18 protein-coding genes and 2 pseudogenes are annotated in these 25858 nt (G+C 63.5%); 11 read left to right on the forward strand and 9 right to left on the reverse strand.

Features of this window, described 5'->3' with window-relative positions:
* The first annotated feature begins 58 nt into the window (after positions 1 to 58).
* Positions 59 to 706, forward strand: coding sequence for a CRISPR-associated CARF protein Csa3 (csa3, locus tag ACYQ0R_RS14560; protein WP_459825177.1), 648 nt, complete (start codon positions 59 to 61; stop codon positions 704 to 706).
* 259 nt (positions 707 to 965) lie between these two features.
* Here the strand turns inward: csa3 and ACYQ0R_RS14565 are convergent.
* From ACYQ0R_RS14565 to ACYQ0R_RS14590, 6 genes and pseudogenes are all read right to left on the reverse strand, one after another.
* A pseudogene (locus ACYQ0R_RS14565) lies at positions 966 to 2474 on the reverse strand (ATPase, T2SS/T4P/T4SS family); the annotation flags it as partial.
* Positions 2475 to 2789: 315 nt separating this feature from the next.
* Positions 2790 to 2883: pseudogene (locus ACYQ0R_RS14570) on the reverse strand (IS6 family transposase); the annotation flags it as partial.
* A 68-nt stretch (positions 2884 to 2951) separates the two neighbouring features.
* Complete coding sequence (locus ACYQ0R_RS14575) at positions 2952 to 3689, reverse strand: molecular chaperone TorD family protein (protein WP_459825179.1); 738 nt, start codon at positions 3687 to 3689, stop codon at positions 2952 to 2954.
* A gap of 2 nt (positions 3690 to 3691) precedes the next feature.
* Entirely contained in the window at positions 3692 to 6970 is a 3279-nt protein-coding gene (locus ACYQ0R_RS14580) for a molybdopterin-dependent oxidoreductase (RefSeq protein WP_459825181.1), read from the reverse strand.
* Positions 6963 to 8222 (reverse strand): NrfD/PsrC family molybdoenzyme membrane anchor subunit, encoded by a 1260-nt coding sequence (gene nrfD / locus ACYQ0R_RS14585; RefSeq protein ID WP_459825184.1) that lies wholly within the window; start codon positions 8220 to 8222, stop codon positions 6963 to 6965. Before nrfD ends, ACYQ0R_RS14580 begins: the two co-directional genes overlap by 8 nt.
* Positions 8223 to 8224: 2 nt before the next feature.
* The gene (locus ACYQ0R_RS14590; RefSeq protein ID WP_459825186.1) at positions 8225 to 9271 is read right to left on the reverse strand and encodes a 4Fe-4S dicluster domain-containing protein; all 1047 of its coding nucleotides are present in this window, start codon (positions 9269 to 9271) and stop codon (positions 8225 to 8227) included.
* A 394-nt stretch (positions 9272 to 9665) separates the two neighbouring features.
* On the opposite strand from ACYQ0R_RS14590, the gene ACYQ0R_RS14595 reads away from it, so the two are divergent.
* The 6 genes from ACYQ0R_RS14595 (at position 9666) to ACYQ0R_RS14620 (ending at position 16915) form a co-directional block, all read left to right on the forward strand.
* The gene (locus tag ACYQ0R_RS14595; protein WP_459825189.1) at positions 9666 to 11552 is read left to right on the forward strand and encodes a bacterio-opsin activator domain-containing protein; all 1887 of its coding nucleotides are present in this window, start codon (positions 9666 to 9668) and stop codon (positions 11550 to 11552) included.
* Positions 11553 to 11825: 273 nt separating this feature from the next.
* Positions 11826 to 13412 (forward strand): succinic semialdehyde dehydrogenase, encoded by a 1587-nt coding sequence (locus ACYQ0R_RS14600; RefSeq protein ID WP_459825192.1) that lies wholly within the window; start codon positions 11826 to 11828, stop codon positions 13410 to 13412.
* 194 nt (positions 13413 to 13606) lie between these two features.
* Entirely contained in the window at positions 13607 to 13768 is a 162-nt protein-coding gene (locus tag ACYQ0R_RS14605; protein ID WP_459825194.1) for a hypothetical protein, read from the forward strand.
* Positions 13765 to 14979 carry an MFS transporter gene (locus ACYQ0R_RS14610; RefSeq protein ID WP_459825197.1) on the forward strand — a complete coding sequence of 405 codons (1215 nt, stop codon included), beginning with the start codon at positions 13765 to 13767 and terminating at the stop codon, positions 14977 to 14979. The genes ACYQ0R_RS14605 and ACYQ0R_RS14610 overlap by 4 nt, the downstream gene beginning before the upstream one ends.
* Before the next feature lie 240 nt (positions 14980 to 15219).
* Positions 15220 to 15432: a hypothetical protein gene (locus tag ACYQ0R_RS14615; RefSeq protein WP_459825199.1), complete on the forward strand. Its 213-nt coding sequence runs from the start codon at positions 15220 to 15222 to the stop codon at positions 15430 to 15432.
* Between the two features lie 226 nt (positions 15433 to 15658).
* Positions 15659 to 16915, forward strand: a complete 1257-nt coding sequence (locus ACYQ0R_RS14620) for an RNA-guided endonuclease TnpB family protein (protein ID WP_459825201.1) — start codon at positions 15659 to 15661, stop codon at positions 16913 to 16915.
* A gap of 152 nt (positions 16916 to 17067) precedes the next feature.
* On the opposite strand, the gene ACYQ0R_RS14625 is transcribed toward ACYQ0R_RS14620, so the two are convergent.
* Positions 17068 to 17715 carry a helix-turn-helix domain-containing protein gene (locus tag ACYQ0R_RS14625; protein ID WP_459825204.1) on the reverse strand — a complete coding sequence of 216 codons (648 nt, stop codon included), beginning with the start codon at positions 17713 to 17715 and terminating at the stop codon, positions 17068 to 17070.
* A gap of 83 nt (positions 17716 to 17798) precedes the next feature.
* Between ACYQ0R_RS14625 and hutU the strand changes: the two genes are divergently transcribed.
* Positions 17799 to 19532 (forward strand): urocanate hydratase, encoded by a 1734-nt coding sequence (gene hutU, locus ACYQ0R_RS14630; RefSeq protein WP_459825207.1) that lies wholly within the window; start codon positions 17799 to 17801, stop codon positions 19530 to 19532.
* A 53-nt stretch (positions 19533 to 19585) separates the two neighbouring features.
* Here hutU and ACYQ0R_RS14635 read toward each other — a convergent pair whose 3' ends face one another.
* Positions 19586 to 20032 carry a RidA family protein gene (locus ACYQ0R_RS14635; protein WP_459825210.1) on the reverse strand — a complete coding sequence of 149 codons (447 nt, stop codon included), beginning with the start codon at positions 20030 to 20032 and terminating at the stop codon, positions 19586 to 19588.
* Positions 20033 to 20091: 59 nt separating this feature from the next.
* Here ACYQ0R_RS14635 and hutI point away from each other — a divergent pair, with 59 nt between their 5' ends.
* Together hutI and hutH are read left to right on the forward strand one after the other, a co-directional pair.
* Complete coding sequence (hutI, locus tag ACYQ0R_RS14640) at positions 20092 to 21540, forward strand: imidazolonepropionase (RefSeq protein ID WP_459825213.1); 1449 nt, start codon at positions 20092 to 20094, stop codon at positions 21538 to 21540.
* A complete protein-coding gene (gene hutH, locus ACYQ0R_RS14645) occupies positions 21537 to 23186 on the forward strand; it encodes a histidine ammonia-lyase (RefSeq protein WP_459825216.1) in 1650 nt (549 codons plus the stop codon). The genes hutI and hutH overlap by 4 nt, the downstream gene beginning before the upstream one ends.
* A gap of 27 nt (positions 23187 to 23213) precedes the next feature.
* Here the strand turns inward: hutH and ACYQ0R_RS14650 are convergent, their stop codons facing one another.
* Positions 23214 to 24467: a Zn-dependent hydrolase gene (locus tag ACYQ0R_RS14650; RefSeq protein ID WP_459825219.1), complete on the reverse strand. Its 1254-nt coding sequence runs from the start codon at positions 24465 to 24467 to the stop codon at positions 23214 to 23216.
* A gap of 328 nt (positions 24468 to 24795) precedes the next feature.
* Here ACYQ0R_RS14650 and ACYQ0R_RS14655 point away from each other — a divergent pair, with 328 nt between their 5' ends.
* Entirely contained in the window at positions 24796 to 25857 is a 1062-nt protein-coding gene (locus ACYQ0R_RS14655) for an extracellular solute-binding protein (protein ID WP_459825222.1), read from the forward strand.
* Position 25858 lies beyond the last annotated feature (1 nt).

Raw genomic sequence — 25858 nt, forward strand, 5'->3', positions numbered from 1 at the left:
GTCATGATGCAGCTTTCCGCACCGACGGCTATTTGTCTGCAACTGGTGAGTGATCGCTATGCGGACCTACATTTCGCCGATAGGGTATGATACGCGGCGGGTCACCCAACCAGCACTGAGCAGCGGGCTTGATGCCGACGATCAGATGTTCTTGCTCCGTCCAGACACCGACACTGGATCGGAACGGGCTCAACAAGCGATCGCAGATGTCGAGCAACTCCTGCAGAATATTGCACCGGGAGTCAGAATCGAAATCCAGCACGTCTCGGTCGCGTCATTCGAGGCGACAGTCGGAGAGTGTTGTGCCATCTTTGACCGAGTAGCCGATACAGAAGAACTGTTAGTCTCGCTTGGCGGCGGTGCGCGGGATCTGCTGTTGCCGCTGACGATTAGTGCGATCGTCCGTGCGGATGACATCGACCAGACACTGTTCTACAGCGACCTTGACAGCGAGGTGCGGGAGTGGACGCTCCCACGACTCACGACGCAACTGCCACAGCGAGCACTTGGAACGCTCGACTTGGTTATGCAGGGAGGCGAGTGGCAGACACTATCGACACTCGCCGCTCAGTCTGAGCACTCCAAGAGTACAGTTATCCGACACGTGAACGATCTCGCGGATGCAGAACTTGTTGAAACGAAGTCGGTTGAACAGGTCAAACATGTCCGAGGATCGTTTACCGGGAGGCTCTTGTGGCAAGCGTAGCGGGTCGTGTTAACTTAGTGGCGAGTTCGGTCGCTGTCTGGCGGTTCGGAGTAAGTCAAAGACGAGGTCTCGTTCACAACGGATCCGCTGAACGGCCAGTTTTCGATAGTCTCCACGGAAGTATTCCTTATCCGATGATTTTGAGTAATAAACGGTGTCTCACCAATCAGCTCGATCAACTCGCTGTCAGTGAATTCTGCTTAACTTAACGCGACCCAACAGAGACGCGAAGGAACCAATCTACTAGTAGTAACTAGATGTGGGCGTTCATCAGCGTCGTCTTGCCGACGCCGGTCGGGCCGGAGAACAGCACGACGCCGTGGTGTTCGTACAACAGCCACAGCAGCGTTACCAGCTCCGTCGACAGCGCGTCTCGCTCGACCAGGTCGACCGGCGTCATCGTATCCGAGGCCTGCTTTCGGACGGAGACGTGTGGGCCTCCCTCGGAGATGACCGGCAAGGCGACCGCACACCGGATCGTCTCGGAGACGCCGTCGAGATCCAGATTCACTTTCGCCGATGGCGTCGAGGCGTTCAGCTCGGTGCCGTCGTGTGCGGCCAGCTGCGTCACGACGTTGATGAACGATGTCTCGTCGTCGAACGCGAGATTGGTCGGTATGCGCTCATCGACGACGTCGAACCCACCGACCTCGCCGCTACTCGATCCGCCGGCCGTCGTGGTGTCGTCCTCGCCGTCGCGGATCGACGCACGGGGAACGACTTTCACCCGTTCACCCACGCGGTTCGCTTCGATATCCTCCAGTCGCGGATCACGAAGGGGGATCGTCAGGATCCCCTCGCCGACGAGGTCACGGAGGACGTAGTAGACGAGGTCGTCGAGTCGGTCGCGTGCGTACCGCGAGTCGACCGGTGGGGTGGCGAGGCCGTACTCCGAGAGCACTGAGCGCAACCGGACGCGGGTCGCGTCCAGCAGCGCGCGGGTGTTTCGAGCCGTGAGCCGCCGCGAGAGAAACCGCCGTGCGAGATCATCGACGAACGCCTGCTGGTCGACAACGACGTCGTCGACCGTGCTCTCCCAGATCCGCTCTTTCGCCTCGCGGATCAGCTCCTCATCGCCCGGCAACAACTCGGGCTCTATGACGGCATATTTCGTCGTGAACTGGTCGGAGCCGAGCAGTCGTTCGCGGTACGCGACGACGTCGATGTCGAACCCCGCGAATTCGACCGTGTAACTGGCCATTCGTTCGCCAGCGACTCGTTCGACGTACTCGGCGTCGGCGTCGATCCCGGTTTCGAGCGGCGCGAACGACTCCGTGTGAACGACCAGCTGCTCGTCATCACTGACGTCCGCGACCGATATCCGGTCGTCGAGCGCGATGGGGGTGAGCTCGTCGAGCAGTCTGAGTTCGCTCAACGCGTGGTAGTTGATCCGCCTGCGGGCCGCGGGGGTGACGTCGAGCAGGCGCTCGAGCGCACGCTCGTACTTCGGCTCGAACCCGGATTCGGCGCGCTCGACGACGCCGGCCCGGGTCAGCGGTCGCCGATGGGGAACCATCGAGAAATACTCTCGTATGGTCCGGAGCGCGCGTTCGTCCGCGGTCGAACGCTTCGGCTCGCGGACGTGGTACGCGAACCGACCCTCGTCGTACTCGCGGATGGTGGCCACGACGCCCGGCGACGGCGCGTACTGCGCGCGCGTTCCGGGTGCGTACCACGCCTCGGGGTCGTCCGGCGGTACCGGAGCCGGAACTGAGCCGTCACGATCGCTCGATCCGTCGCCGATCCGTAATGTGGGTCCGTCCGTCACGCCGAGTTCCCCTGCTACCGCGGGTTGTTTTCCCCATCGGATTTAATCGTTTATTTCTGCTCCGAGAATTGTTTAAAAATTCGGAAACCAACGGACTGCAACAGTTCGGATCGACGAAACGACGGTGTCGCGTACGCCCGCTTTTGTCCGGCGAGTGGACGGCGGCTGCTAAACCTTACACACGATTACATCCCCAGCGTGGGAGTGTTACCAGGTTTCCGCGCTCGGTGGATCGACGCGACTAAAACAACTAAATATGACATATTTACTATTTTATATTTATGAATAAATATCAAATAATAGGACAAACTCGTTTCACACGGCAGCTGTCATTTTCGTGTCGGAGCCAACCGATCAGATCGTCGGCGTCATCGACGAGACACGGAGCGTCTTCGATATCGTGTTTCTCAGCTCACGAACGAAAAGGATCGCTTTCCGATCGCCCACGACGCGCTCCGAGCACTCACCGTGAGCCGGCTATCGATCGGCCCCGTTCGATGTCGGCCGGGCGCCGGTTGGAACCGCCGCCGATCGGCCGTCTTCCCGCGTCAGTTCCTCGTCGACGGCAAGGTCCTCGGAATGCTGTGCAGCGGTCCCCCGGGCGAGCGCCACCATGGCGGTGAGAACCTCGTCGGACTCGTCGACTGTAGCCATCTTATCGTGAACCGTGTCGAGCCAGCCGAGCTGTGAAAGCGTCCGTGCCTCGATCGCTTGAACCCGGTCGACGATATCCGCGTCTCCGGTCTCAATCCGTCGGGCTTCGACTCGTGACATCGCCGCGAGAAACTCTATCTGCGCGGCAACGTGATCGGGGAAGTCACCACAGCTCGGTTGAAAGCCGACCTGCTCGTACAGCAACGACATCGTGACCGCGGGGTCGCCGAGCAGTTCACCTGCGCTCCCCTCGTCGTGAAACGGAGAGTCCGACTCGAACGACTCGGACGGGGCGCCACGGTGAGCCGACGCGATCGGCGGAACGTATCGTTCTCCAGGGATGACAAAGTAGTTGTCGTAGCTACGAGACAACGTTTCCGGTGGTATCTTATCTCGGTCAAGCGCGTCGCGTGCTCGTCCGATCGGCATGGTCTCACCGACCGATGCAAGCGACCCGTTTCGGAGCGCTGTCGCGAGCGTCTTCATGTCGCCGTCAAGTATCGTCGCAAGTAGCTCGTAGAGGTCCGCACGGGCGGCGGCCATCGTTGCGGAATCGGGCATCGTCACTCCCTCACCGGTTCAATTTCGACGAAAGCAGCGTACTGTGCGTTACTCCCACCGACCGGATCGCTCAGCCCAGCATCCCCAAGTTCGTTGTCGATCGGTTGGATGTGATTGACCGCGAATCCAGCGTCTCGACCCTTCGCGTAGCCGGCCGTCCCCTCACCCGGGGTGTCGAACTCGTGGTCGGCGTGCCCGTATCCCTCCGTTGCACCGGTGCGTGTCCGGTCATCGATGGTCGTATCGGTGGCGCCGTTGGCATCCCGCCCGAACCCCCAGGCGGTTCCGACCACTCCGGGGCGGATCCCACCCGTGACGCGTGCTGTTGCCTCGACTGTCCGCCGTCCGGCGTCGACTCGGATCGTGTCACCGTTCTCAACGCCCCGAGTGGCAGCGTCCGCTGGGTTGATCCACACTGCGTTCTCCGACTTCGCCTCGCGAAGCCAAGGGGCGTTCATCGTTCGGTGCATCCCCTGTGTTCTCGGCTTCCAGTTCGTCAGCTGAAGCGGGCGGTCCGGCTCCTCATCGCTCGTGACCGGGATCTGGACGTCGCCGTTGTAATGGACGACGTCCTCGACGCGAGGTAACGGGTCGAATCGTTCGGCGGTGTATGCGTGTTTCCCGTTCGCTGCAACCTCGTCGTAGAAGTTCACCCGGGACTCCAGTTTGTACCGCATGTGGTCGCCGTCGTACGCGTTCGTGTCGGGATGACGGCCGGCGTAGTCGTACTGGTGACCGCGCTCGGCGAACGCCTCATCATACCCGTCCATCGGCTCTTCGAACCGGCCGCCACGGTTGAGCACGGTGACGGCCTTGCGCCACTCGTCATCAGTGACTGCTGCCCGCCACGTCTCTATATCGAAGTGGTCTCCGAGCCCTTTCTCGTGGGACTGTTCGAACAGTTTGAGCTCATCGTCGCTCGCGTCGGGTACTGGGTCGCGGTCGTACGCGATGTTCGTGGCGAGTTTGACGTAGAAGTCCTCTGCGGTATCAAGCGGCCATGCCTTCCCGTTTCGGTCAATGATCGCGTCCTCACCGACCCCTGGCAGGTCCAGTTCCTTCCAGAGATCGATCAGGACTTCCTCGAAGGGTCTCGCGTCCGGTACGACCTTGATCGCGGGCTGGCTGATCTTCTCGTCGGCGAGCCGCTTGTTCGGATACGTACCGAAGTTCTCCCACCGCTCCAGATACGTTGGCTCGGGAAGCACGTAATCGGCATAGCGGCTCATCTCGCCGAGAACAGTGTCCGAGGAGACGATCAGTCCGAACGCGTCCTCGTCTTTCAGCTGGTCGGGGATCGTGTCGCCGCCAGCGGCGGCCATGATGTGGTTGTTCGAATACGGACGGATGAAAAGCGCCTCCACGCTGTACGGATACGCATCCTCCGCGCTGGCGTACAGCTCTTGGGTTGCCATCGGCGGCGCAACGGGGAACCACGGCCGCTTCGCGGGATACCCGTTATCGCGCTCAAACAGCGACGTATCCTCGTAGTTGATGCCGCCACGCAGGATCGGGATCCCCCATGGTTCGTGTCCATCAGGAACCTGCCCAAGTTCGTACCGGCCGCTCATCGTCTGGTAGCCGGCGTAGGGGGTTATCTGTCCGCCTTTCCAGTCGAAGTTCCCGATCAGGTGTTGCAGCGTCGAGATAGCACGCGTACTGTAGAAGCCGTTCGTGTGTTTTCCCGGGCCGCGGTATGCCATGATCGCCGCGCGCTTACCATGGCTGGTGAACTCGTCGGCCATCTCGTCGATCGTCTCGACATCGACGCCGGCCATCTCGGCATACTCCCCAAGCGAGTACTCGAAGACGCGCTCGCGATACAGCGACCATACGCTGACGACTCGCCGCCCGTCGATCGTGATGTCAACGTCGAGCACGCCCTCATCGATCTCGTCGGCAGGCGCCGGGTCGCCGGTCGTGGCGTCTATCGCAACGAACGCGTCCTCGTTGTCGTCGGCCGCGAGACCGAGGTCACCGGCGCGAGCCTTCGGGCGGTCGTCCTCGTCGACGATCACTAAATGCGTCGCATCGCTCCACGTCGGTTCGTCGTCCTCGGCGGCCGCGTCAGTGCCCGGGTTTCGGAGATACGCTTCGTCGTATCGCTCGTGTTCGATTATCCATCGGGCCATTCCGAGCGCGAGAGCGCCGTCCGCTCCGGGCTTGACCGGGATCCAGTTGTCGGCTTTCTCTGCCGTTTTCGAGAGCCGCGGATCAACGACATCCATTTTCATCCCGTCGCGCATCGCGGTCGTCAGCTTTGGGGCGAGCCACGTCGGCCCCTTGTTTGCGACCATCGGGTTCGTCCCCCACACGAGGAGATACTCACAGTTCTCGATATCCGGATACTGCCGCTTTTTTTCACCCGCGTGCGAGCGGTTGAACCCAAGCACACCGGAGAGACCACAGACCCCCGCGTGATGGATGCTGTTGATCGATCCGAGGCCTTGGTGCCACAGCCGATTCCGTATGAAGTTTCGCCGAAACCCACCGACATCGACTATCTGGTTTGATTTCGGACCGAGATCCGGATGATCGGTGTCGATGAGGATGTCCTCGTAGCGTTCATCGAACTCGTCTTTGCTCAACTCACCGTTCTCGACGGCTTCCCAGTCGTTCATCACGTCGGCCTCCGGCGCGTATCCCCACAGTTCGCGAAGTCCGTCGTGTCCGAGTTCGTCGTCTCCTTCGACGATCTCCTCGATCGCTTGCTCCCACGAGATCGTCTTCCACTCGTCGTTCCCGCGGGGGCCAACGCGTTTCATCGGCTTGCGAAGCCGGTAGGTGTCGAACGCGGTCTGGATGCCGGCCTGACCCTTCAGACAGATTCGTCCTCCCGACAAAGCCCACCGACTTGTCTCGACTTCTCCGGTGCCTTCGAGATCGCCCATCGCGACGGCTTCGGGATCGCTGTCGTAGGGGACCTGCGCATACGGCTGGGTGGTGAGGAACGAGTACGGGTTCCCCGCGAGCTTCCGGACTAAGGAGCTGTACTCACCGGTGCCACTCGCATCCGAGAGACGGAGTTTGATCGGACAGAACGTGTTACACTGTCCGCAGGTGGTGTGTATGATGTCAGACCCTTCGTACTCGCCGTACTCCGTGCCGATACCGTTGCCGTCACCCTCGAACCAACTGTCGATATCGAGGAGACTCCCTGAGAGCCCGCCCGAGAACGACAGCGCCCCGAGTCCGCCAACGGCTTTCACGAAATCGCGACGCTCGATGCTACTGTCATCCGATTCTTCGGTCGTTTTCGTCGTCTTCTGTGTATTACTCATTGTGATCACCTTGTGGGACCAGTGGTAGGAGTTCGGCACCAACGGTGTACAGGAGTGCACCGAACGCGATGATGCCGATCGATAACGCCCATTCGGGAGCCGACGGGACGTACGCGCCTGTCGCGAGGCCGTACAGCGAGGGCTCGATCTGTGCCGGAACGACGATGTTGAACCGCGTTCCGACAACTCCGAGCACGCCACTCAACCCGGCGATGCCGACGAACGCCGGTCGCTGACGCCATTCTCGGCGAGAGAGCAGAGCCAGCGGCAGCACCCATCCCATCCCAACCATAACGATCCAGAACGACCACCACATCTCGCCGGTCATGATCGTCATCCATGCGGATATCTCGCCCGGATGAAGACTGTACAACCCGACGAACGCCTCAAGTATCTTGAGTGAGGCGTCGAGCACGATGAACCCCGCAAACAGCGCGGCCAATCTCTCCAGGAGAGATACATCAAGATCTCGATGTGAGAGCCACGACCGAACAACGTACAGCAGCACGATGAGCGCCATGCCACTGACGACCGCCGAGGTAATGAATATCACCGGGAACAGCGCACTGAACCAATAATCTCTCGCGGCGGCGACCGCGAACAGGTTTCCGGTGCCACCGTGAACGAACACGATAGCGAGCGGTATCCCGACGAATCCAAGTCGTTTGACCCAGACTCTGTCGGCCGCGACGGTCTCCTCGTCAGTAGCCGTGCGGCCGAGCGTCAGAAGTCCAGCGATCCACCCTTTCAGGCCGTCATTGGCCTCGCTCACTGCCACGAGATCCTCACGCATGGAGAAGTACACTTCCCCGGCGAGCACGGCGATGTATAGGACGTACGCGTGGACCTCCCAAGAGAGCACGGAGAACGACTGACGCCACACGAACGGGTGCCACAGACGATCCATCCGTCCGAGGTCGATCCAAACGAACGTTAACGCCACGAGCATTGACACGACGGCGACGAACAACGCCTCACGCTCGATCGCGTGCATGCCATCCACCTCGAACACGTTCGCGAGCGTGCTCACGAGAAACGCACCGGCCGAGAGTCCCACGAAGTAGATGTAAAACGCCACCCACGCGCCCCACGGAACGGTGCTCGTCAGGTTCGTCGACGCAAGGCCCTGGGTGAAGCGAAGGTATCCGCCATAGACACCGAGCGCCAATAGTCCGATAAGGAGGGCGTACCACGCTAACCGAAGCTCCTGTCCCCGTTCCGATGCCGACGTTCGCTGTGTTTTTGTTGCCATAGTTATCGGAGGTGGTAGACGTTCGGCTCGGTTCCTTCCTTTTCTCTGAGCTGGAATGCGCGGCGAGACGACGCCATTTCGCTTACCTCGCTTTCGGGATCGTCGAGATCTCCCATGTATCGTGCATCCCCGATACAGGTCTCGACGCACGCTGGTTCCTCCCCCCGCTCGAGTCGATGATGACAGAAGTTGCACTTCCGGACGTTGCCGATCGGTGATTCACCGTCTTCCCGTGGACCCCTATCCATTCCGTGCTCGGGGCTCGTGACCGTGCCGCCCTCACCGACTTCCTCGTCGTAGTTCTCGCCAAAGTCGAAGTAGCGTGCGTCGTACGGGCACGCGACCATACAGTATCGACAGCCGATACACCGGTCGTAGTCCATGTTTACGACACCGTTCTCCATCTTGTACGTCGCGCTGACCGGGCACACTTGGACGCAGGGCGGGTTCTCGCATTGCATACACGGACGGGGAAGGTTGGTTCGCGTGACGTTCGGGTACGTCCCCTCCTCACGCTTCATAACCATGTTGTACGAAACACCCGGTGGCGTTCGGTTCTCGGCTTTACATGCGACGGTACAGGAGTCGCACCCGACACATTTCTCGAGGTCGATCACCATCCCCCATCGCCGGTCGTCATCGCCAGCCTCCGCCGTATCCGCTTCATCGAGCTCCTCGGCGACGCTCGCGAGCGAGTCAACCGAGCAGCTCAACGACTCCGCCGTCTCGTCGTCGATCGTTCCACACTCGGCATCGACGGCCGGATTCGGAGTGTTACGATACGCGTCACCGAACTCGGCGGCTGCGATGGCATCGTAGCTCTCCCAGAACTCGTCGCTTGACATCTCGCCACGACTAACCCGGCGCGCGTCTTCGGCCATCTTGACTCCGAGATCCGTTCGGTAAGACGTTTTTGAGAGCTCCTCGCGCGGGTCCGCCTTCTCAACATCGATCATCGCGTCGAACCGCTCGATACGTTCTGGGTCCGTCATCGCCGTATCGTCACCCGCGTCGGGGACACTCGGCATCGATCCCCGGGTGCTATCCATGGGTATCCTCCACCGAACGTCTCCGAGGCGTCCGCGTCGTTTCGATCGCAGTTGGTTGTCGTTCCATGGTTATACAGAGGCTCTACGGGCCCCTGAGAGTACTACCAATACTGTTGGGGGTACCGCAGAGCAGGATGTTCCCACAAGTGGCCGATACCCATACTGTTTGGATCCACCAACAGGCAGGATCGTGGTCCGGTGAGTCGGGTCGCCGCGGAGCGCGCGCACCAGCTCATCACGCGATGTCGGAGAGAGCGAGCGAACTAGGGGGAGCCTTACACGAGATCTCGTCCCGTGGCTTCCGAGTCCGGGGGTATATCCCCTTTCGGTCGTGACTCACACGTATGAGCCTAGCCGTGCGCCGCCGGCCGACACCGCGGCAGGGGGAGAGTGGATGAGCATCATTCTGTTCGCATCGATCGTTCTTCGGATCGCGGGAACCGCGTTCTCGATTCTTCTCTTATACCAGATCGGTGACCGTCGCTTCGCGTTTCTAACCGCGACGCTGGCTCTCATGACGTCACGGCAGATCTGGACGCTTCAAACCACCGGCAGCGCCGGACTCTCCGAGCTCCCCGGCCTGATCGTGAGCGTCTTCGCCGTCGCGACCGTGTACTACCTATCACAGTACGTCAAAGAGGAGGAACGCATCAAATCGGAACTTGCGGCTACCAACGAGCAGCTCCGAAGCTTCAAGGAGGCGGTCGAACAGGCCGGACACGCGATTCTGCTCACCGACCCTGACGGAACGATCGAGTACGCGAATCCGGCGACCGAAGGCGTAACCGGGTACACGCCATCGGAGGTCGTCGGCAAAACGCCGGCACTGTGGAGCTCCGAGACTCACGACGAGGCGCTCTACGAGGACCTCTGGAAGACGATCACCGCGGGCGACATCTGGGACGGGGAGATCGTAAACCGACGCCGAGACGGTGAACTGTGCTGGACCGATGTGACGATCGCTCCGGTCACGGATGCGGACGACGATATCGAGCGGTTCGTAGCGGTCGAAGCGGACGTGACGGACCGGAAAGAACGTGAGATGCGGATCAAAGACCAGAACGCTCGATTAGCCGTTTTAAATACAACGAACGAGGTGATCAGAGACGTCAATCGTGAGCTCCTCAAGACGAGCTCGAAATCGGAGGTCGAACAGGTCGCCTGTGAGCAGTTCGCGAACGCCGAACCGTACGATTCCGCTTGGTTTGCGACCCGCAACGTAGCAACGGACACCTTCCGCGCCGGCAGCGCCATCGGTATCGAGGAGGACAGACTTAACGGCGTGGTCGACTCGATCAACGAAGCCGACCACGCCACGATCGTCGCGCAGGCCCTCGAAACTGACGAGACGCATGTCGCACGGGCGGACACCGTCGCGTCCGAGGACGATCCCTGCCCGTGCCATGGACGGATCGACGCCGACGCCACGTTCGCAGTGCCCCTCTGCTACCGGGATGCCCAATATGGTGTTCTCGTGATCCATGCGAACAACGACGATACGATGGAGGCGATCGATGTCAGTGTCCTCGATGAACTAGGGGAGACGATCGCGTATGCAATGACCGCCATCGAGAGTCAACGGTCTTTGCTGGCCGACAGAGTCACGATGCTCGAGTTTGATCTGGCGGCTGACGATCCGCTGGTGGCGCTCGCTGCGGATCTCAACTGTGAAGTCGAACTTGAGCGCGTCTCAGCCACGACCGTCGAAGAGGATCTCACCATGTATGTAACGGTCCGTGAAACGACCGTCGACAACATCGGCCCGGCGATCGAGCGCATCCCCGAACTCGACTCGTTCCAGTCGCTCCGCGATGGCACGGAGTCGTTGATACGTCTCTCAGTAACCGGACCATCTATCGTACGGACGCTTGCGACGTACGGGAGTTCCGTCCGGTCGTTCGTCGTAGATAACAATGGAGGGGTGATACAGGCTACGCTTGCTGAGAGCGCCGACGTCCGGACCGTCGTTGAGGCAGTTACCGGTCGACATCCTGGCACCGAACTCGTGAGTCGACAGGAATGCGATCGGACACCGGAAACTCGAGGGCAGTTCCGCGCCACCGTCGAGGAGCGTACCACCGACCGACAGTTCGAGGCGCTCCAGCTCGCACACTTTGGTGGATATTTCGAATGGCCACGCAGATTGAGCGGGACGGAGCTTGCGGAGAATATGGACGTTAGCCAGTCGACGTATCTCCAACATTTGCGGGCCGGACAACGAAAGCTCTTCGAGACGTTTTTCGATGAAAGGGATGGCATCGAATTCGCACCCAGTGGCTGATCGATCGGCGGAGAACGGACGTACGCGTTTGTGACGCATATCGTCGGTACTGATTCACTTGGCGCGTCTCCAGTTTTCAGCAGCTTCGAGGCGGTTAGACTAGCTGATTCTATGTGGCGCTGAGCGCTCCGACACAGTCGGCGACGGATTCCAGTCGTTCGTTTTTCACACAGTGTAATGCTCGCGTATTGTTTCTGTAGACGGTATGCGCTGGCGTCCCGGACGGTGATAGCTTCTGTACCCTTTTTTGAGTCGAGACCCCGTAGACGGCGTATGTCGAACACATCCTCGTCGGCCCTCATTGCGAACACCTCCGTCACTCCGCGCCGGTTAGACGAGCTCGCTGGGCGGGTCCACGTCGCCGACGCGGAGTCGTCGATCGCTGTTCGAACGCCGGTTACGGGCGAGACGCTCGCATCAGTCCCGGCGAGCACGCCGGCCGACGTCTCGGCGGCCGTGGCTCGCGCCCGCGAGGCTCAGCGTGCGTGGGAGGCGACGTCCGTGAGCGAACGCGCCGCCGTCTTGGAACGGTTCGGGGATCTGGTAACGGCCAACCGCGAGACGCTTCAGGACCTCGTGCAACTCGAGACCGGCAAGGCGCGCAGCCACGCGTTCGAGGAGCTGCTCGACGTGCCGTCGACCTGCTCGTACTACGCCGACATCACGGCGGACGTGCTGGCGGACGACCGGCGCAGGGGGGCGTTCCCGCTCGTGACGGACGCGGTCGTAACCGCCGACCCGCTCGGCGTCGTCGGGGTCATCTCCCCGTGGAACTACCCGCTGACGCTGTCGATGACCGACGCCGTGCCCGCGCTGATGGCTGGCAACGCCGTCGTCTGCAAGCCGGACGAGCGAACGCCGTTCGTCGCGCTCGCGCTCGCCGACCTCCTCGAACGGGCGGGGGTCCCTCCGGGCGTGTTTCAGGTGGTGACGGGCGAGGGTGCGACCGTCGGTCCGGCGCTGATCGACGAGGTCGACTACGTTGCGTTCACCGGCGGGACGGAGACGGGGCGCACCGTCGCCGAGCGCGCCGGCCGAAACCTCATCGGGTGCTCGCTTGAACTCGGCGGGAAGAATCCGCTGGTGGTGCTCGACGACGCGGACGTGCACGAGGCCGCTCGCGGCGCCGCGAAAGCGGCGTTCACGAACGCGGGCCAGCTCTGTCTGGCGCCCGAGCGGATCTACGTCGACGAACGCCGATACGAGGCGTTTCTCGACGCCCTGGTGGAGGAAACCCGTTCGCTGACGCTCGAGCACGCGTTCGACTACGGCCCCGACGTAGGGTCGCTCATCGACGAGGCGCATCGCGACCGAGTCGACGAGTTCGTACGCGAGGCCGTCGACGACGGCGCAACCGTGGTCACCGGCGGGCGAGCTCGCCCCGACGTCGGCCCCTGCTGGTACGAGCCGACGATACTCACCGGCGTCGACCACGCCGACCGGATCGCCTGCGCGGAGACGTTCGGGCCCGTCGTCACCGTCACGCCCGTGAGCGACGAGGCGGAGGCCGTCGAGCGCGCGAACGACTCGCCGTATGGGCTGAACGCGAGCGTCTGGACGGGCGACCGGGAGCGCGGGCGGGCCGTCGCCCGGCGGATCGACTGTGGCACCGTCTGCGTCAACGACGGCTTCGTCGTCGGCTGGTCGGCCATCGACGCACCGATGGGCGGCATTGGCGACTCCGGGCTCGGCCGCCGCCACGGCCCCGAGGGCGTGTCACGATTCCTCGCCACCCGGACGGTCGCGACCTCGCGAGTTGGCCCGCTCGCGTTCCCGTCGAGCGTTCCGATGCGGTGGGTCGCCAGTGTGGCACGCGGCGTGACGACCGTCCGGAGAAGAATACGTCGGTGGCGGCGCTGAGTCGGTTTCGGATGCACCAGCGAATGTCACAGACACATCATCGACGGTTTTCGATCACGTGTGTGGGCTCGTCGGCGGTCGTTCCGCAAGTCGGGTATGTGGGTCGTTGCCGCATCCTCGTTCCCCGGAACGCTCGATTTTTTACGTGCTCCGGGGCGTCGATCAGTCGCGGCCGACAGCGAGACAACGGATCAGTGAGACGACTGCAACCGACGACCGGACTCGGACGAGCGACGACGCCGGCCGAACGAGCGACGACGCCGGCCGAACGAGCGACGACGCCGGCCGAACGAGCGACGACGCCGGCCGAACGAGCGCCGATGATCGGCGGCGTGACAGCGCCGGAGGGGCCGTGATCCGCGGTGCTATCCGGTCGGCGGCGAGTGAGCTTCGGCGGCTCCGTGGGGACGGCCGGGGTCGCATTCTGCTCGTCATCGCGCTCGGCTGGGGGGTCACGATCGGCGGTCGGACCGTGTATCCCGCGCTGTTGCCACAGCTTCGGACCACCTACGGGCTCGACCTGGCGACCGCCGGTCTCCTGTTGTCCGTGCTGTTCGCGGCGTACGCACTCGGCCAGCTACCGGGGGGCGTGCTCGCGGATCGTGTCGGGGAGCGATCGACGCTGACGCTCTCGGCTTCGGTGTCGGCCGGAGCGCTACTGTTCGTGGTGGTGAGCCGGTCGACGGCGGCGTTGTTCGTCGCGACCGGAGCTTTCGGCTTCGCGGTTGGCTTCTACGCTATCGCACGGTTCACCGCGATCGCTCGCACGTATCCGGAGGGATACGGCACCGCCATCGGACTGTCGAACGCCGCACCTGAAGTCGGGCAGGCGGTCGTCCCGCCGGTCGCGGGACTGATAGCGGTCACCGCCGGCTGGCGGGTCGGCTTCGGCGCCGTCATCCCCGTCCTCGGCGTTGTGGCGATCGGGCTGTGGCTGCTCGTCCCCTCGCAGCCGCCCGATCGGATGAGCGCCGTCGACTCGCTGACGGCCGACACGCTTCGGTACGTGACCGACGCGCTCCGCCGACCACCGGTCGTCCTCGGCACCGTCGCATTGGTGCTCGGCATCTCGGTCTGGCAGGCGTTCACCGGCTTCTACCCGACGTATCTCGTGGAGTCGAAAGGACTCTCCGCACTGGCGGCAAACACGCTGTTCGGGCTGTACTTCGCGACGACTGCGCTCGTCCATCCGCTGTCGGGCGTGATCTACGACCGGCTGAACGTCCGGTACACCTACCTCCCCGTCGTCGTCGCGGCGGTCGGACTCGCGGCGCTGCCGATCGTCGAGAGCGTGTGGGGGCTGGCGGTCGTGTCGGTGCTGCTCGGCGGGCTCCTCGGCTTCGAGACGTCGACGGAGTCGTACCTGGTCGCCGAACTGCCCGCGGACGCCGAGGGAACCGGGTTCGGCATCCTCAGGACGACCGTCTTCGCGATCGGTGCGGGGAGTCCGGTGGCGTTCGGTGCGATCGCCGACCGCGGCTTCTTCGACGAGCTGTTCGTCGCTCTCGGCGTCATAGCGGGGGTTGCCGCCCTCGTCGCGACGCGACTGCCCGATGTCGAGGGATGAGAACGTACGGGATCGCACTGTTCCATCGAAACGGACACGAGGCGGGGACGGGCTCCGGCGGCGGGGACGGGCTCCGGCGGCAGGGACGGGCTCCGGACTCTCCGGGATCGTCCACTCGGATCCCCGATTCGGTGTCTGTACAGCGCATCGTGATAACGGACGGCTCGAATCGTCTGACTTAATATATACGCCATACGGCACCTGCAGTATCGTGTGAGTCAAGTACACACAAGGACGTACATGTTCGAACCAGACGTCTGGGAACGGGAGGATCAGGAGACGTATCGGGCACCTGACGAGGCGGACGCACAGACGATCCGGGAGGTTGATCTGGTCGAGTTGCGTTCCGGACCGATCGGAAAGTTCGTCATCGCGTTTCTGATCGGATTCATCTTCCTTCAGCGAGGAAATCCCGGCCTTCAGACCGGGAAGGAATCGCGTACGCTTTGTTGACTTTTCTTAAAGCTCCGACTGTCTGAATACCCCACATGGCTACGATTCGAGGCACTTTGCTCCTTCTAACATGAGTCCTTTCCAGGTGTAGCCACGCTGGTCTTTCAGATCAGTCAGTTTCTCGTGCTGTTCATCACTCACTTCAAACTTCACTGTCTTCCCCATATTTATGCATACATACGTAACACATATGTGCCTTACGCCCTTTGTCCATACTGTAGGGTCAATGGCTGCGACAGTCACTAAAACGTTGCAGGCTACACTCGCTCCGCCGACTCAGCACAAAGAGCGTAAACTCGGTGAGACGGTGGCGGCTTACCGTGATGCGCTGGCTGAAGCATTCGACGCCGGGTGTGAGTCAAAGAGTGCCGTCAACGACATCGTGACACCGTACGATCTGTCCAGCTACGCCAAGGACGCCCTCAAAAATTACGTCCCACAACTTTGCGGTGACAGCTACGACGCTGACGGACTTGCAGACGATCATCCAGTACGGTTCACCGAACGGGGGTTCACTCTTGACCACCAACCCGAGAACGCTATCGAGTGGTACGTCAAGATCCCACACCACGAGGATTACCACCTCTGGTTGCCGGTGCGGATTAATCCCGCGCAGGCAGACCTCTGGCACGATTTGCTCCAAGAGAGTGTTGACCTGGGAGAGTTCCGCCTCCAGCGTCACCGCACGAGTTGGGAACTCCACGTCACCGTCGACTACGAGGCGCAAGAACCCGACTACGACAGTGCCGACGATGAGGTGACACCAGTTGGCTTCGACATTGGCGAAGCACATTTGCTCGCGGGCTGTGCCTGCGAGAACGGTTCTCCGAGTGACCCGCTCCTCGTGAACGGTGGCCGCGCCCGCCACCTTCGCAAAGAGATGTTCACGACACTCACGCGCCTGCAAGAACGCGATGCCGCTCAGTGGCGCATTGACGAGCGATTCGACCACTATCAGAACGCACTCAGCGATATTGTCGAGAAGGTGTCCCGGCAGGCTATCGGATACGCTCAACGGTTCGAGAAGCCAGTGGTAGTGCTGGAAGACCTCTCGGACATTCGTGAAGACCTGGATTACGGCGAGTGGATGAACCGCCGTCTCCACGCTTGGGCGTTCGCTCGTCTCCAAGGTCGGATTGAGGCCAAGGCGCGCGAGGCCGGGATTCCAGTCGAGTACGTCTGGCCGGAGTACACTAGTCAGATTTGCCACGCCTGCCAACACGTTGGCTCCCGCAATGGCGACGAGTTCCGGTGTACGAACGAGGAGTGTTGGGTCACGGAGTATCACGCAGATATCAACGCGGCGGTCAACATTGCAGACCGCCTTGACCCGTGGGGTGAGAGCCTGCCAGTGAAATCGGCGGGCGATGACATCTCACGGGACGGGAGCGCCTGTGACAGCGCCATGATCCACTCCGAGCAGAGCTCACCTCAGCAGATGACGCTCGGAGCATTCGGGTCGGAACCCTCTGCCAGCGATTAGCTGGTATTCCCACGCCGGGAAGCCGCGCCGTTCACGGCGCGGAGGATGTCACCCTCGTGCCCGTGATCGCCGCGATGACCCACGGGCTGGTTGCGCTCGGTATGCTGTAGTCGTCCCGAGCGTGCACGTCCGATCCGCAGTTCCGGATCCCGTCACTGCAGATACTCGTGTACCGCCTCCACGATCTTCCGTTCGGCCCGTCGGAGGTGGTCCTCGACGGTGCGTCGCTCGACGCCGACGCTGTCCGCGAGTTCGGCCGTCGTCGTCTCCCGCGGAATCTCGTAGTACCCGCGCTCGATCGCAGCGAGCAACACCTCCCGCTGACGCGCCGTCAGTTCGGGAACGAGCCCCGCCGGATCGAGTACGGGGGCGTCGCTCCTGACCGACTCGACGCTTCGCTTCGACTGCACGGTTACGTCGTAGCCGTCGTCGAGAAGCTCCGCGTACAGCTCGCTCAGCGCGCCCGCGTCAAGCGACAGGATACGGCAGACCCGCTGGCCGTCCGTGTACTGCAGCGGGGGTAATAGGAGACATCCGTGGGAACCGACGTATCGTTCGACGTTGTCCGATCGGTGTGTGGCCAGACAGCCGTCCGTCACCACGACGTGCTCTTCGCCGTCGACGATTCGATCGGCCACCCCTATCGTCGCGTCGATGTCCGCGACGACCGCCGGCGCGTCGTCCCCAACCGCACGGACGAGATCACAGTGGTCGTTACACCAGAGATCGACCCGGACCGCCCGACCGGCAGTCGGGATCGGCTCGCCGCCGTTCCCGATCCTGAACGTCGTCTCGAACATGTCCGGTAGTTCCGACCGATGTATATAAACCCTACTCCGCACGGCGATCGTACTTTTCTGCTTGTGAGGACACACCATAGCATATGAGCGAACAGCAACACCGCTCAGCGGGCGGCATCGGTGAACCGAGCGAGCAGTGGCGACGCTACAAGGGCGCGCCGACCGGGACTGACACGGAGTGTCGGGGGTGGCGGCAGGAGGCGGCACTTCGAATGTTAAACAACAACCTCGATCCCGAGGTCGCCGAGAAGCCGGAGGATCTCGTCGTGTACGGCGGGACGGGTCGCGCGGCCCGGTCGTGGGACGCCTACGACGCGATCCTCGACGAGCTACGTGCGCTCGGCAACGAGGAGACGCTTCTCGTGCAGTCCGGCAAGCCGGTCGGACGGTTCGAGACGCACGAGCGCGCGCCGCGGGTGTTGATCGCCAACTCGAATCTCGTCGGTAACTGGGACAACTGGGAGCACTTCCACGAGCTGGAAGCCGAGGGGAAGATCATGTACGGCCAGATGACGGCCGGATCCTGGGCGTATATCGGTACGCAAGGGATCATTCAGGGAACCTACGAAACGCTCGCGGCGCTTGCCCGACAGGAGTACGGCGAGGCGGACCTCGAGGGGCGGATCGTCGTCACGGGCGGACTCGGCGGCATGGGCGGTGCGCAGCCGCTTGCGGTCACGATGAACCGCGGCGTCTGTATCGCCGCCGAGGTCGACGAGGAGCGCATCGACCGGCGCATCGAAACCGGCTACTGTCAGGAGAAAACGTCGGATCTCGACGAGGCGATCGAGCGTGCCGAGACCGCCGCCGAGAACGGCGAGCCGTACAGCGTCGCCGTGCATCTGAACGCGGCGGATCTGCTGGAAGCGCTGATCGATCGGGGGTTCGTGCCCGACGTGGTGACCGACCAGACGAGCGCCCACGACGCGCTCGAGGGGTACTACCCCTCCGGGTACACCGTCGACGAGGCGGACGACCTCCGGGAGACGGAGCCGGACCGATACGTCGAGGAGAGTCTGGACACGATGGCTCGGCACGTGGAGGCGATCCTCGAGCTGCAAGCGGAGGGAGCGATCGCCTTCGAGTACGGTAACAACATCCGCGGGCAGGTTCGTGCGGAGCGCGACGTCGAGGACGCGTTCGAGTTCCCCGGGTTCGTCCCCGCGTACATCCGGCCGCAGTTCTGTCGCGGGAAGGGGCCGTTCCGGTGGGCGGCGCTCTCGGGGAGCCCGGAGGATATCTACCGTACCGACGAGGCGATCCTCGAACTGTTCCCCGAGAAGGAGCAGCTTCGACGGTGGATCGAGCTGGCCCAAGAGCAGGTGCAGTTCCAGGGGCTCCCCTCTCGCGTCTGCTGGCTCGGCTACGAGACCGACGAGGAGGGGCTCACCGAGCGTGCGCGGTTCGCGCTCCGCATCAACGAACTCGTGGCTGACGGGGAGATCGAGGCACCCATCGTCGTCACTCGCGACCATCTCGACGCGGGATCGGTCGCGAGCCCCAACCGTGAGACGGAGGCGATGCGGGACGACACCGACGCGGTCGCCGACTGGCCGATCCTCAACGCACTTTTGAACACTGCCGCGGGCGCGGACATCGTCTCCGTCCACGACGGCGGTGGCGTGGGGATCGGGAACTCACTGCATGCAAACAACCACGTCGTGCTCGACGGGACCGATCTCGCCGCGGAAAAAGCGAGACGCGTGTTTACCACCGACCCCGGGATGGGCGTCATCCGGCATGCCGACGCGGGGTACGAGGAAGCGCTCGAGGAGGCGGCACGGTCGGACGTCCACGTGCCGATGAACGAACAGTGACCGTCGCTACCGACTGCATCGCGCGTGCTCGTACGGCAGGCTCGACGGCGGCGTCAGGAGATACGAACGATCTCCTCGCCGTCGGGTTCGATCGCGGCGACGTCTCGCTCGGTGAACGGGAGTTCGATCTCGATCTCGAGCAGATACTCCTCGTGAGCCAACTGGTGTGCCCCGAGAACCGTATGACAGGGGTACGGCTCCTCGAACGTCTCCCAGTAAACCTCCTTGTAGCCGTCGAAATATCGCTCGTGTGGCTCGATGATGTGGGTGGTGACTTTGGTAACGTCCGACAGCTCCTTTCCGACCGTCTCGAGCAGTATCTCGACGTTCTCGTAGGCTTTCCGCGCCTGCGTGGCGACGTCGTCGCCGACGACCTCTCCGTCGGCGTTCATCGCGACCTGGCCGGCCATGTAGAACTCGCCGTTCGCAATGATCGCGTGGTTGTACCCGATCTCGTTGGCGTCCTTGAGCGCCGCGGGGTTGACGTGGATCCGCTCCATGCTGCGGATATCAGTCGAGCGGCGAAAAAGCGTTCCGGGCACCGTACGGAGGTGGGTACATGACCCGACTCGACTGCGTCGTTCACAGCGCCACCGAGCTGGTCGTCGGACCTGCGACGCGAACGGCGTCGATCAGCGACGTTGCCGACTCGGAAGACGCCACGAGCGCCCCTCCCCATCCCGGCGGCGACGGGCCGCCGGACGACCCCGACGCCGTGTTGGACCGGATCGAGAACGGTGCCGTCGCCGTCGCGGACGGTGCGGTCGTCGCCGTCGGCCCCACCGACGAGGTGGTCCGCGAGTATCCGCCAGCGAACGCAGCTCACGCGGTCGACGCGAGCGGACGGGCCGTCCTCCCGGGGTTCGTCGACAGCCACACCCATGCGGTGTTCGCGGGTGACCGCTCCGACGAGTTCGCGGCCAAGCTCCGCGGGCGGAGCTACCAGGAGATCATGGACGAGGGCGGTGGGATCCTTCGAACGGTTCGTGCGACCCGGCAGACGGAGACGGAGACGCTCCTCGAGGAGCTCCTCGACCGACTCGACGTCATGCTCGCCGCGGGCGCAACGACCGTCGAGGTGAAATCCGGCTACGGGCTGGACCCGGAGACAGAAGCGCGAATGCTGGCGGTCGTTTCGCTGGCAGGCGAGCGGCACCCCGTCCGGCTCGTCCCGACGTTCATGGGGGCACACGCTACCCCTCCGGCGTTCGACTCGGCGAGCGCGTACGTCGACCACGTCATCGACGACCAGCTCCCGGCGGTCGCCGACGACGCCGTCTTCTGTGACGTGTTCTGTGAGGCCGGCGTCTTCTCCGTCGCCGACTCCCGTCGTCTGCTCGAGGCTGGTGCGGACGCGGGGCTCGTGCCGACGATTCACGCCGAGGAGTTCGAGCGGATCGGCGGTGCACAGCTCGCGGCCGACAGCAACGCGGTTAGCGCGGATCACCTCCTGCAGGCGACCGACGAGGATGCGACCGCGCTCGCCGACGCCGGAGTGGTTCCGACGCTGCTTCCGGGGACCGCGTTCGCACTCGGCACCGACTACGCGGACCCCAGGCGCTTTCTCGCTGCCGGGTCGGAGGTCGCCGTCGCCACTGATTTCAATCCGAACTGTTACGCGCCGGGAGCGAGCTTCGCCGCTACGCTCGCGTCGGTCGGCATGGGGCTGTCGCCGGCCGAGTCGGTCCGCGCGTGTTCGTACGCCGGGGGGATAGCGCTCGGTGCCGACGACCCCCGAGTTCCCGACGACGTCGTTCCCGCCGGCTCCGGGACGCTCAAACCCGGTGCGCCGGGAGACCTGCTCGTGTTGACCGCACCGTCACACGCGCACGTCGCGTACCGGTTCGACGAGTCGCCGGTCGAACTCGCGTTCGTCGGCGGCGACCTCGCGTACGCTCGCGATCCGGGCGTTCGCCGGGTCGACGTCAGCGAACGGAACGGCGGCATACCCCGATCCGAGACCACCGACCGGAGAGGGACTGACGCCCGGGAGAGGAACGACCAATGACGGTTACGCTGGATGGCGAGACGCTGACGATCGCGGAGGTAGTTGCGGTTTCCCGGGAGAACGAACCCGTGCAGCTTGCGGAGCCGGCGCGTCAGCGCGTTCGCGAGGCCCGCGACCGGGTCGACGGGATCCTCGATGTCGGGGACCCAGTGTACGGCGTCAACACGGGGTTCGGCGAACTCGTGGACGAACGCATCCCGCCCGACCGACTCGCGGAGCTCCAGACGAACCTCCTACGAAGTCATGCGGCCGGACTCGGGCCGGAGCTCCCGCGCGAGCTCGTCCGTGCGCTGATCTGTACGCGGATAAACGCCCTGTTGAAAGGCTACTCCGGGATCCGTCTCGATGTCGTCGACCTTCTCGTCGCGATGCTCAACCGACGCGTCCACCCTGTCATTCCCGCACGTGGAAGTCTCGGCGCGTCCGGCGACCTCGCGCCGCTTGCTCATCTCGCGCTCGTGCTCATCGGTGAGGGGGACGCTGACGTCGAGCGCGTTGCCGAAGACGCCGGACATCGATCGGGTGCCGGACGCGAGTCGACCGCCGTCAGCGTCGAGCGATACGGCGGGGCGACGGCGCTTGCCGAGGTAGGGCTCGAGCCGGTCGAGCTCTGCGCCAAGGAGGGACTCGCGCTCATCAACGGGACGCAGCTCACGCTTGGCGTCGCCGCGCTTCTCGTCCACGATGCGGACCGGGTCTGCCGCGCAGCCGACGCCGCCGGCGCGCTCACGACCGAGGTGTCGATGGGAACGACTGCCGCATGTGCCGAACCGATCCACGACGTCCGCCAGCACGCCGGGCAGGCCACGTCCGCACGGATCGTCCGACGTCTCACGAGCGACAGCGAGGTGGTAGAGTCGCATCGCAACTGCGACCGCGTGCAGGACCCGTATGCGATCCGGTGTCTCCCACAGATCCACGGTGCGGTCCGCGACGCCGTCGACCACCTGCGGGAGGCGGTCGATATCGAGCTGAACAGCGCGACGGACAATCCGCTGGTTTTTCCGCGCAGAGCACTCGACGATCGGGCGTCGGGGACCGACGACGCCGCGGTCGTCTCCGGCGGGAACTTCCACGGCGCGCCGCTCGCTCACCGACTCGACTATCTGGTCGCCGCGCTCACGGATCTGGCAGCCGTCGCGGAGCGACGAGTCGACCGCCTGCTCAATCCGAACCTCCAGGAGGACCATCTACCACCGTTTCTGGCCGCAGAATCCGGCGTCGAGTCCGGGCTGATGATCGCGCAGTACACCGCCGCCTCCCTCGTCGCGGAGTGTCGAAGTGTTGGACGAGCAGCCACCGACAACGCGACCGTTTCGGGTGGCCAAGAGGACCACGTCAGCATGAGCGCCACCGCCGCGATGAACGCCCGGACCGTGCTCCGACGGACGCGGCAGGTGGTCGGGATAGAGCTCATCTGTGCCGCCGAAGCAGCCGAGCATCTCGGAGATCTCGAGTTGGGAACCGGCACGGCGGCGGCCCACGCCGCGGTTCGGGACGTGGCTCCCGAACTCGCCGGCGACCGGGTGCTCACCGACGATCTGCGGAACGTCGACACCCTCGTCCGGTCGGGGCTGCTCGACGTGGCGATCGACGACGCCGTGGATGAGGTGTCGTGGTCGACTCCCGTCGAGTACGAGCCCTGACGCGACGACTGTTCCGGTCCGAGTCGGTCACCGGTCGGCGTCCGTCAGCTCTACGAGTGCCCCGGCGAGTACCTGCGCGGCGGTCGCACAGTCCTCCCAGTCGGTCCACTCACGGGGTGAGTGGGACATCCCGTCCCGTGACCGGGCGAACAGGAGTCCGACATCCGTCGCGTGCGCGAGATTCATCGTGTCGTGACCGCCGCCGGACGGGAGCTGCAGCCGATCGACCCCGTAGCGATCGCTGGCGGCGGCGAGCGCGTCCATACACCGGTCGCTCATCTCGACGGCGTCCTGTGTCCGGTACCTGTCGAGCTCCGTGTCGACTCCCCGGTCGGTCTCGAGTCTGGCGAGCCGTCGCTGGGCCTGTGTCACCACATCATCCATCACGGACCGGTCCACGTCGCGTACGTCCATCGACAGCGCAACCCGGCCCGGCACGATGTTTCGTGCGCCGGGGCTCACATCAAGCTCCCCAACCGTCGCGGCAACGAACTCGCTGTCCGTGGCGGTGATCTCGCGTGCGATCTCGTCGGTCCGCTCGACGAACTCGGCGGCGGCGACCAGTGCATCGGTCCGTTCGTTCATCAGGGTGCTGCCTGCGTGGTCGGCTTCGCCTCGGATCTCGACGCGGCAGTTCGTGATCCCCGTGATTGCGTTGACGATCCCCACCGGGAGGCCCTCGCGTTCGAGCACCGTCCCCTGTTCGATATGCAGTTCGAGCCACGCAGTCCACTGCTCGGGAGCGATCGTGGCTGATCCGTGGAACCCGATCTCGGCAAGCAGCTCACCGAGCGTGTCGCCATCGTCCTCCAGCTCGAGAGCCTCCTCCACGGTTCGATGCCCGCCCGCAACCGACGATCCGAGCAGTCCAACACCGAACCGCCCACCCTCCTCCTCGGTGAATGAGACGACGTCGATCGGGCGTTTCGGCTCGTACCCGGCGTCCCGGATCGCGCGGACGGCCTCGACGGCCGCGTATACGCCGAGGGGGCCGTCGAAGATCCCGCCTTCCGGCACGCTGTCGAGGTGGCTTCCGGCCGCCACGGGGTCGGCATCGGGGTCGGCACTCGGCGGTGTCCACCGGCCGGCGACGTTGCCCACGGGGTCGATCCGTACGTCCATGCCGTTCGATTCGAGCGTCTCCACGAGCCGTGTTCTCGCTCGTTCGTCCGCCTCCGACCCCGTTAGCACGGTCCGACCACGACCCGTCTCCACGTCAACGGCTCCGAACGACCCGTTCGCCAGAAGATCGTCTTTGAGCCGCTCCTCGCGTACTTGCATATCGACGGGAACGAAACGGCACTCGTCATTAACTGTTTCCCGCGGGCCACTTGCGGACGACATCGATCTCGATCAACGAACTTCGCGATGACGAGCCGCTTTGGTCTCGAATCACGCAACTCCGGGGTGAGTGCACGGATGCGATCGGGAGAGAACTGTGTGGATTCGATTGAATTATAACCCATCCCCGTGAACTCCTGCCACGTTAGCCCCTCGCAACTGAAAGATCACAAAGAAATGATCAATGCATTCCAGTAGCACTGCAACGGATCGGCGCACGGTTTTGGGCGGTATGGGCACTTTTGTGGCGGCAAGTCTCGCGGGTTGTTTGGCGGACGACGAGGACGACGAACCGACCTTGGATCCCGACGACCCACCCGCGGAACCGGATTCGATCACGGTTCGGGCCTGGGGTGGCGTCTGGGAGGAGTCGCTGGCTGAACACGTCGGCGAGACGTTTACCGAGGAGACCGGCATCGAGGTCACTTACGACAATACGGATATCGAGGTGACTGGGAGTGATATCCGCTCGGCGGTCCAGGACGGGCGAGAACCGCCGGTCAACGTCAACTGGAGCATCGTGAACTTCGTCCACCGGGAGTACTTACAGGGGCTCGCCAGTCCGCTACACGACGAGATCGTCGACCACGCATCGGAGATTCGAGATATCGGCCATCCCGACACCGATGGATTCCCCTACGTCGGGTTGTACGGATACACGTACGCGCTCTGTTACAACGAGGCGGTGCTGGAGGAGGTCCAGGGCCACTCGGAGCCGGTCGACTCCTGGGAAGACTTGTGGGATGCCCAGTACGAGGACTGGATCGGACTGTACGACGATCCGGTTGCGGACGGGCTGTATCCGGTCTTAGCGGAGCTGGCGGACGAGGATCTTGGGGCGGCCGACGAGATGGAGGACGTCTGGTCGCTCGTCGAGGATATCGAGCCGAACATCGGCTATCTCGGCTCGGACGCGTCGCTATCGACCAACCTGCAGGAGGGTGAGATCGCCTATGCGGCGGGATATCTCCCGAACAACTTGTTGACGCCGATCGAGGAGGGTGAGCCGGTCGACTGGACGATCCCCGATGAAGGCGCCACCTGGCGGATGGACTGTATGTACACGCCACGCGGACAAAGCGAGTCCGAACTGTACTGGAGCCAGCGGTTCATCGATGTGGCGTGTCGACGGCACGTACAGGCGGAGTGGATGGACGCGCTGGCCGTGCCGATGTTCAACGAGAACGTCGAGCCCCTCGAGTGGATGGACGGCGATCCGGCCTATCCCAGCACGGAGGCCGAGTTCGACCAGCTGATCGACACCGACCTCGACGCGTACGTTGAGCATAGCCCGGAGTGGTTCGACGAGGTCGCGTTGCTACTCGCCTGAC

The sequence above is a fragment of the Halorubrum luteum genome, from assembly GCF_054652935.1.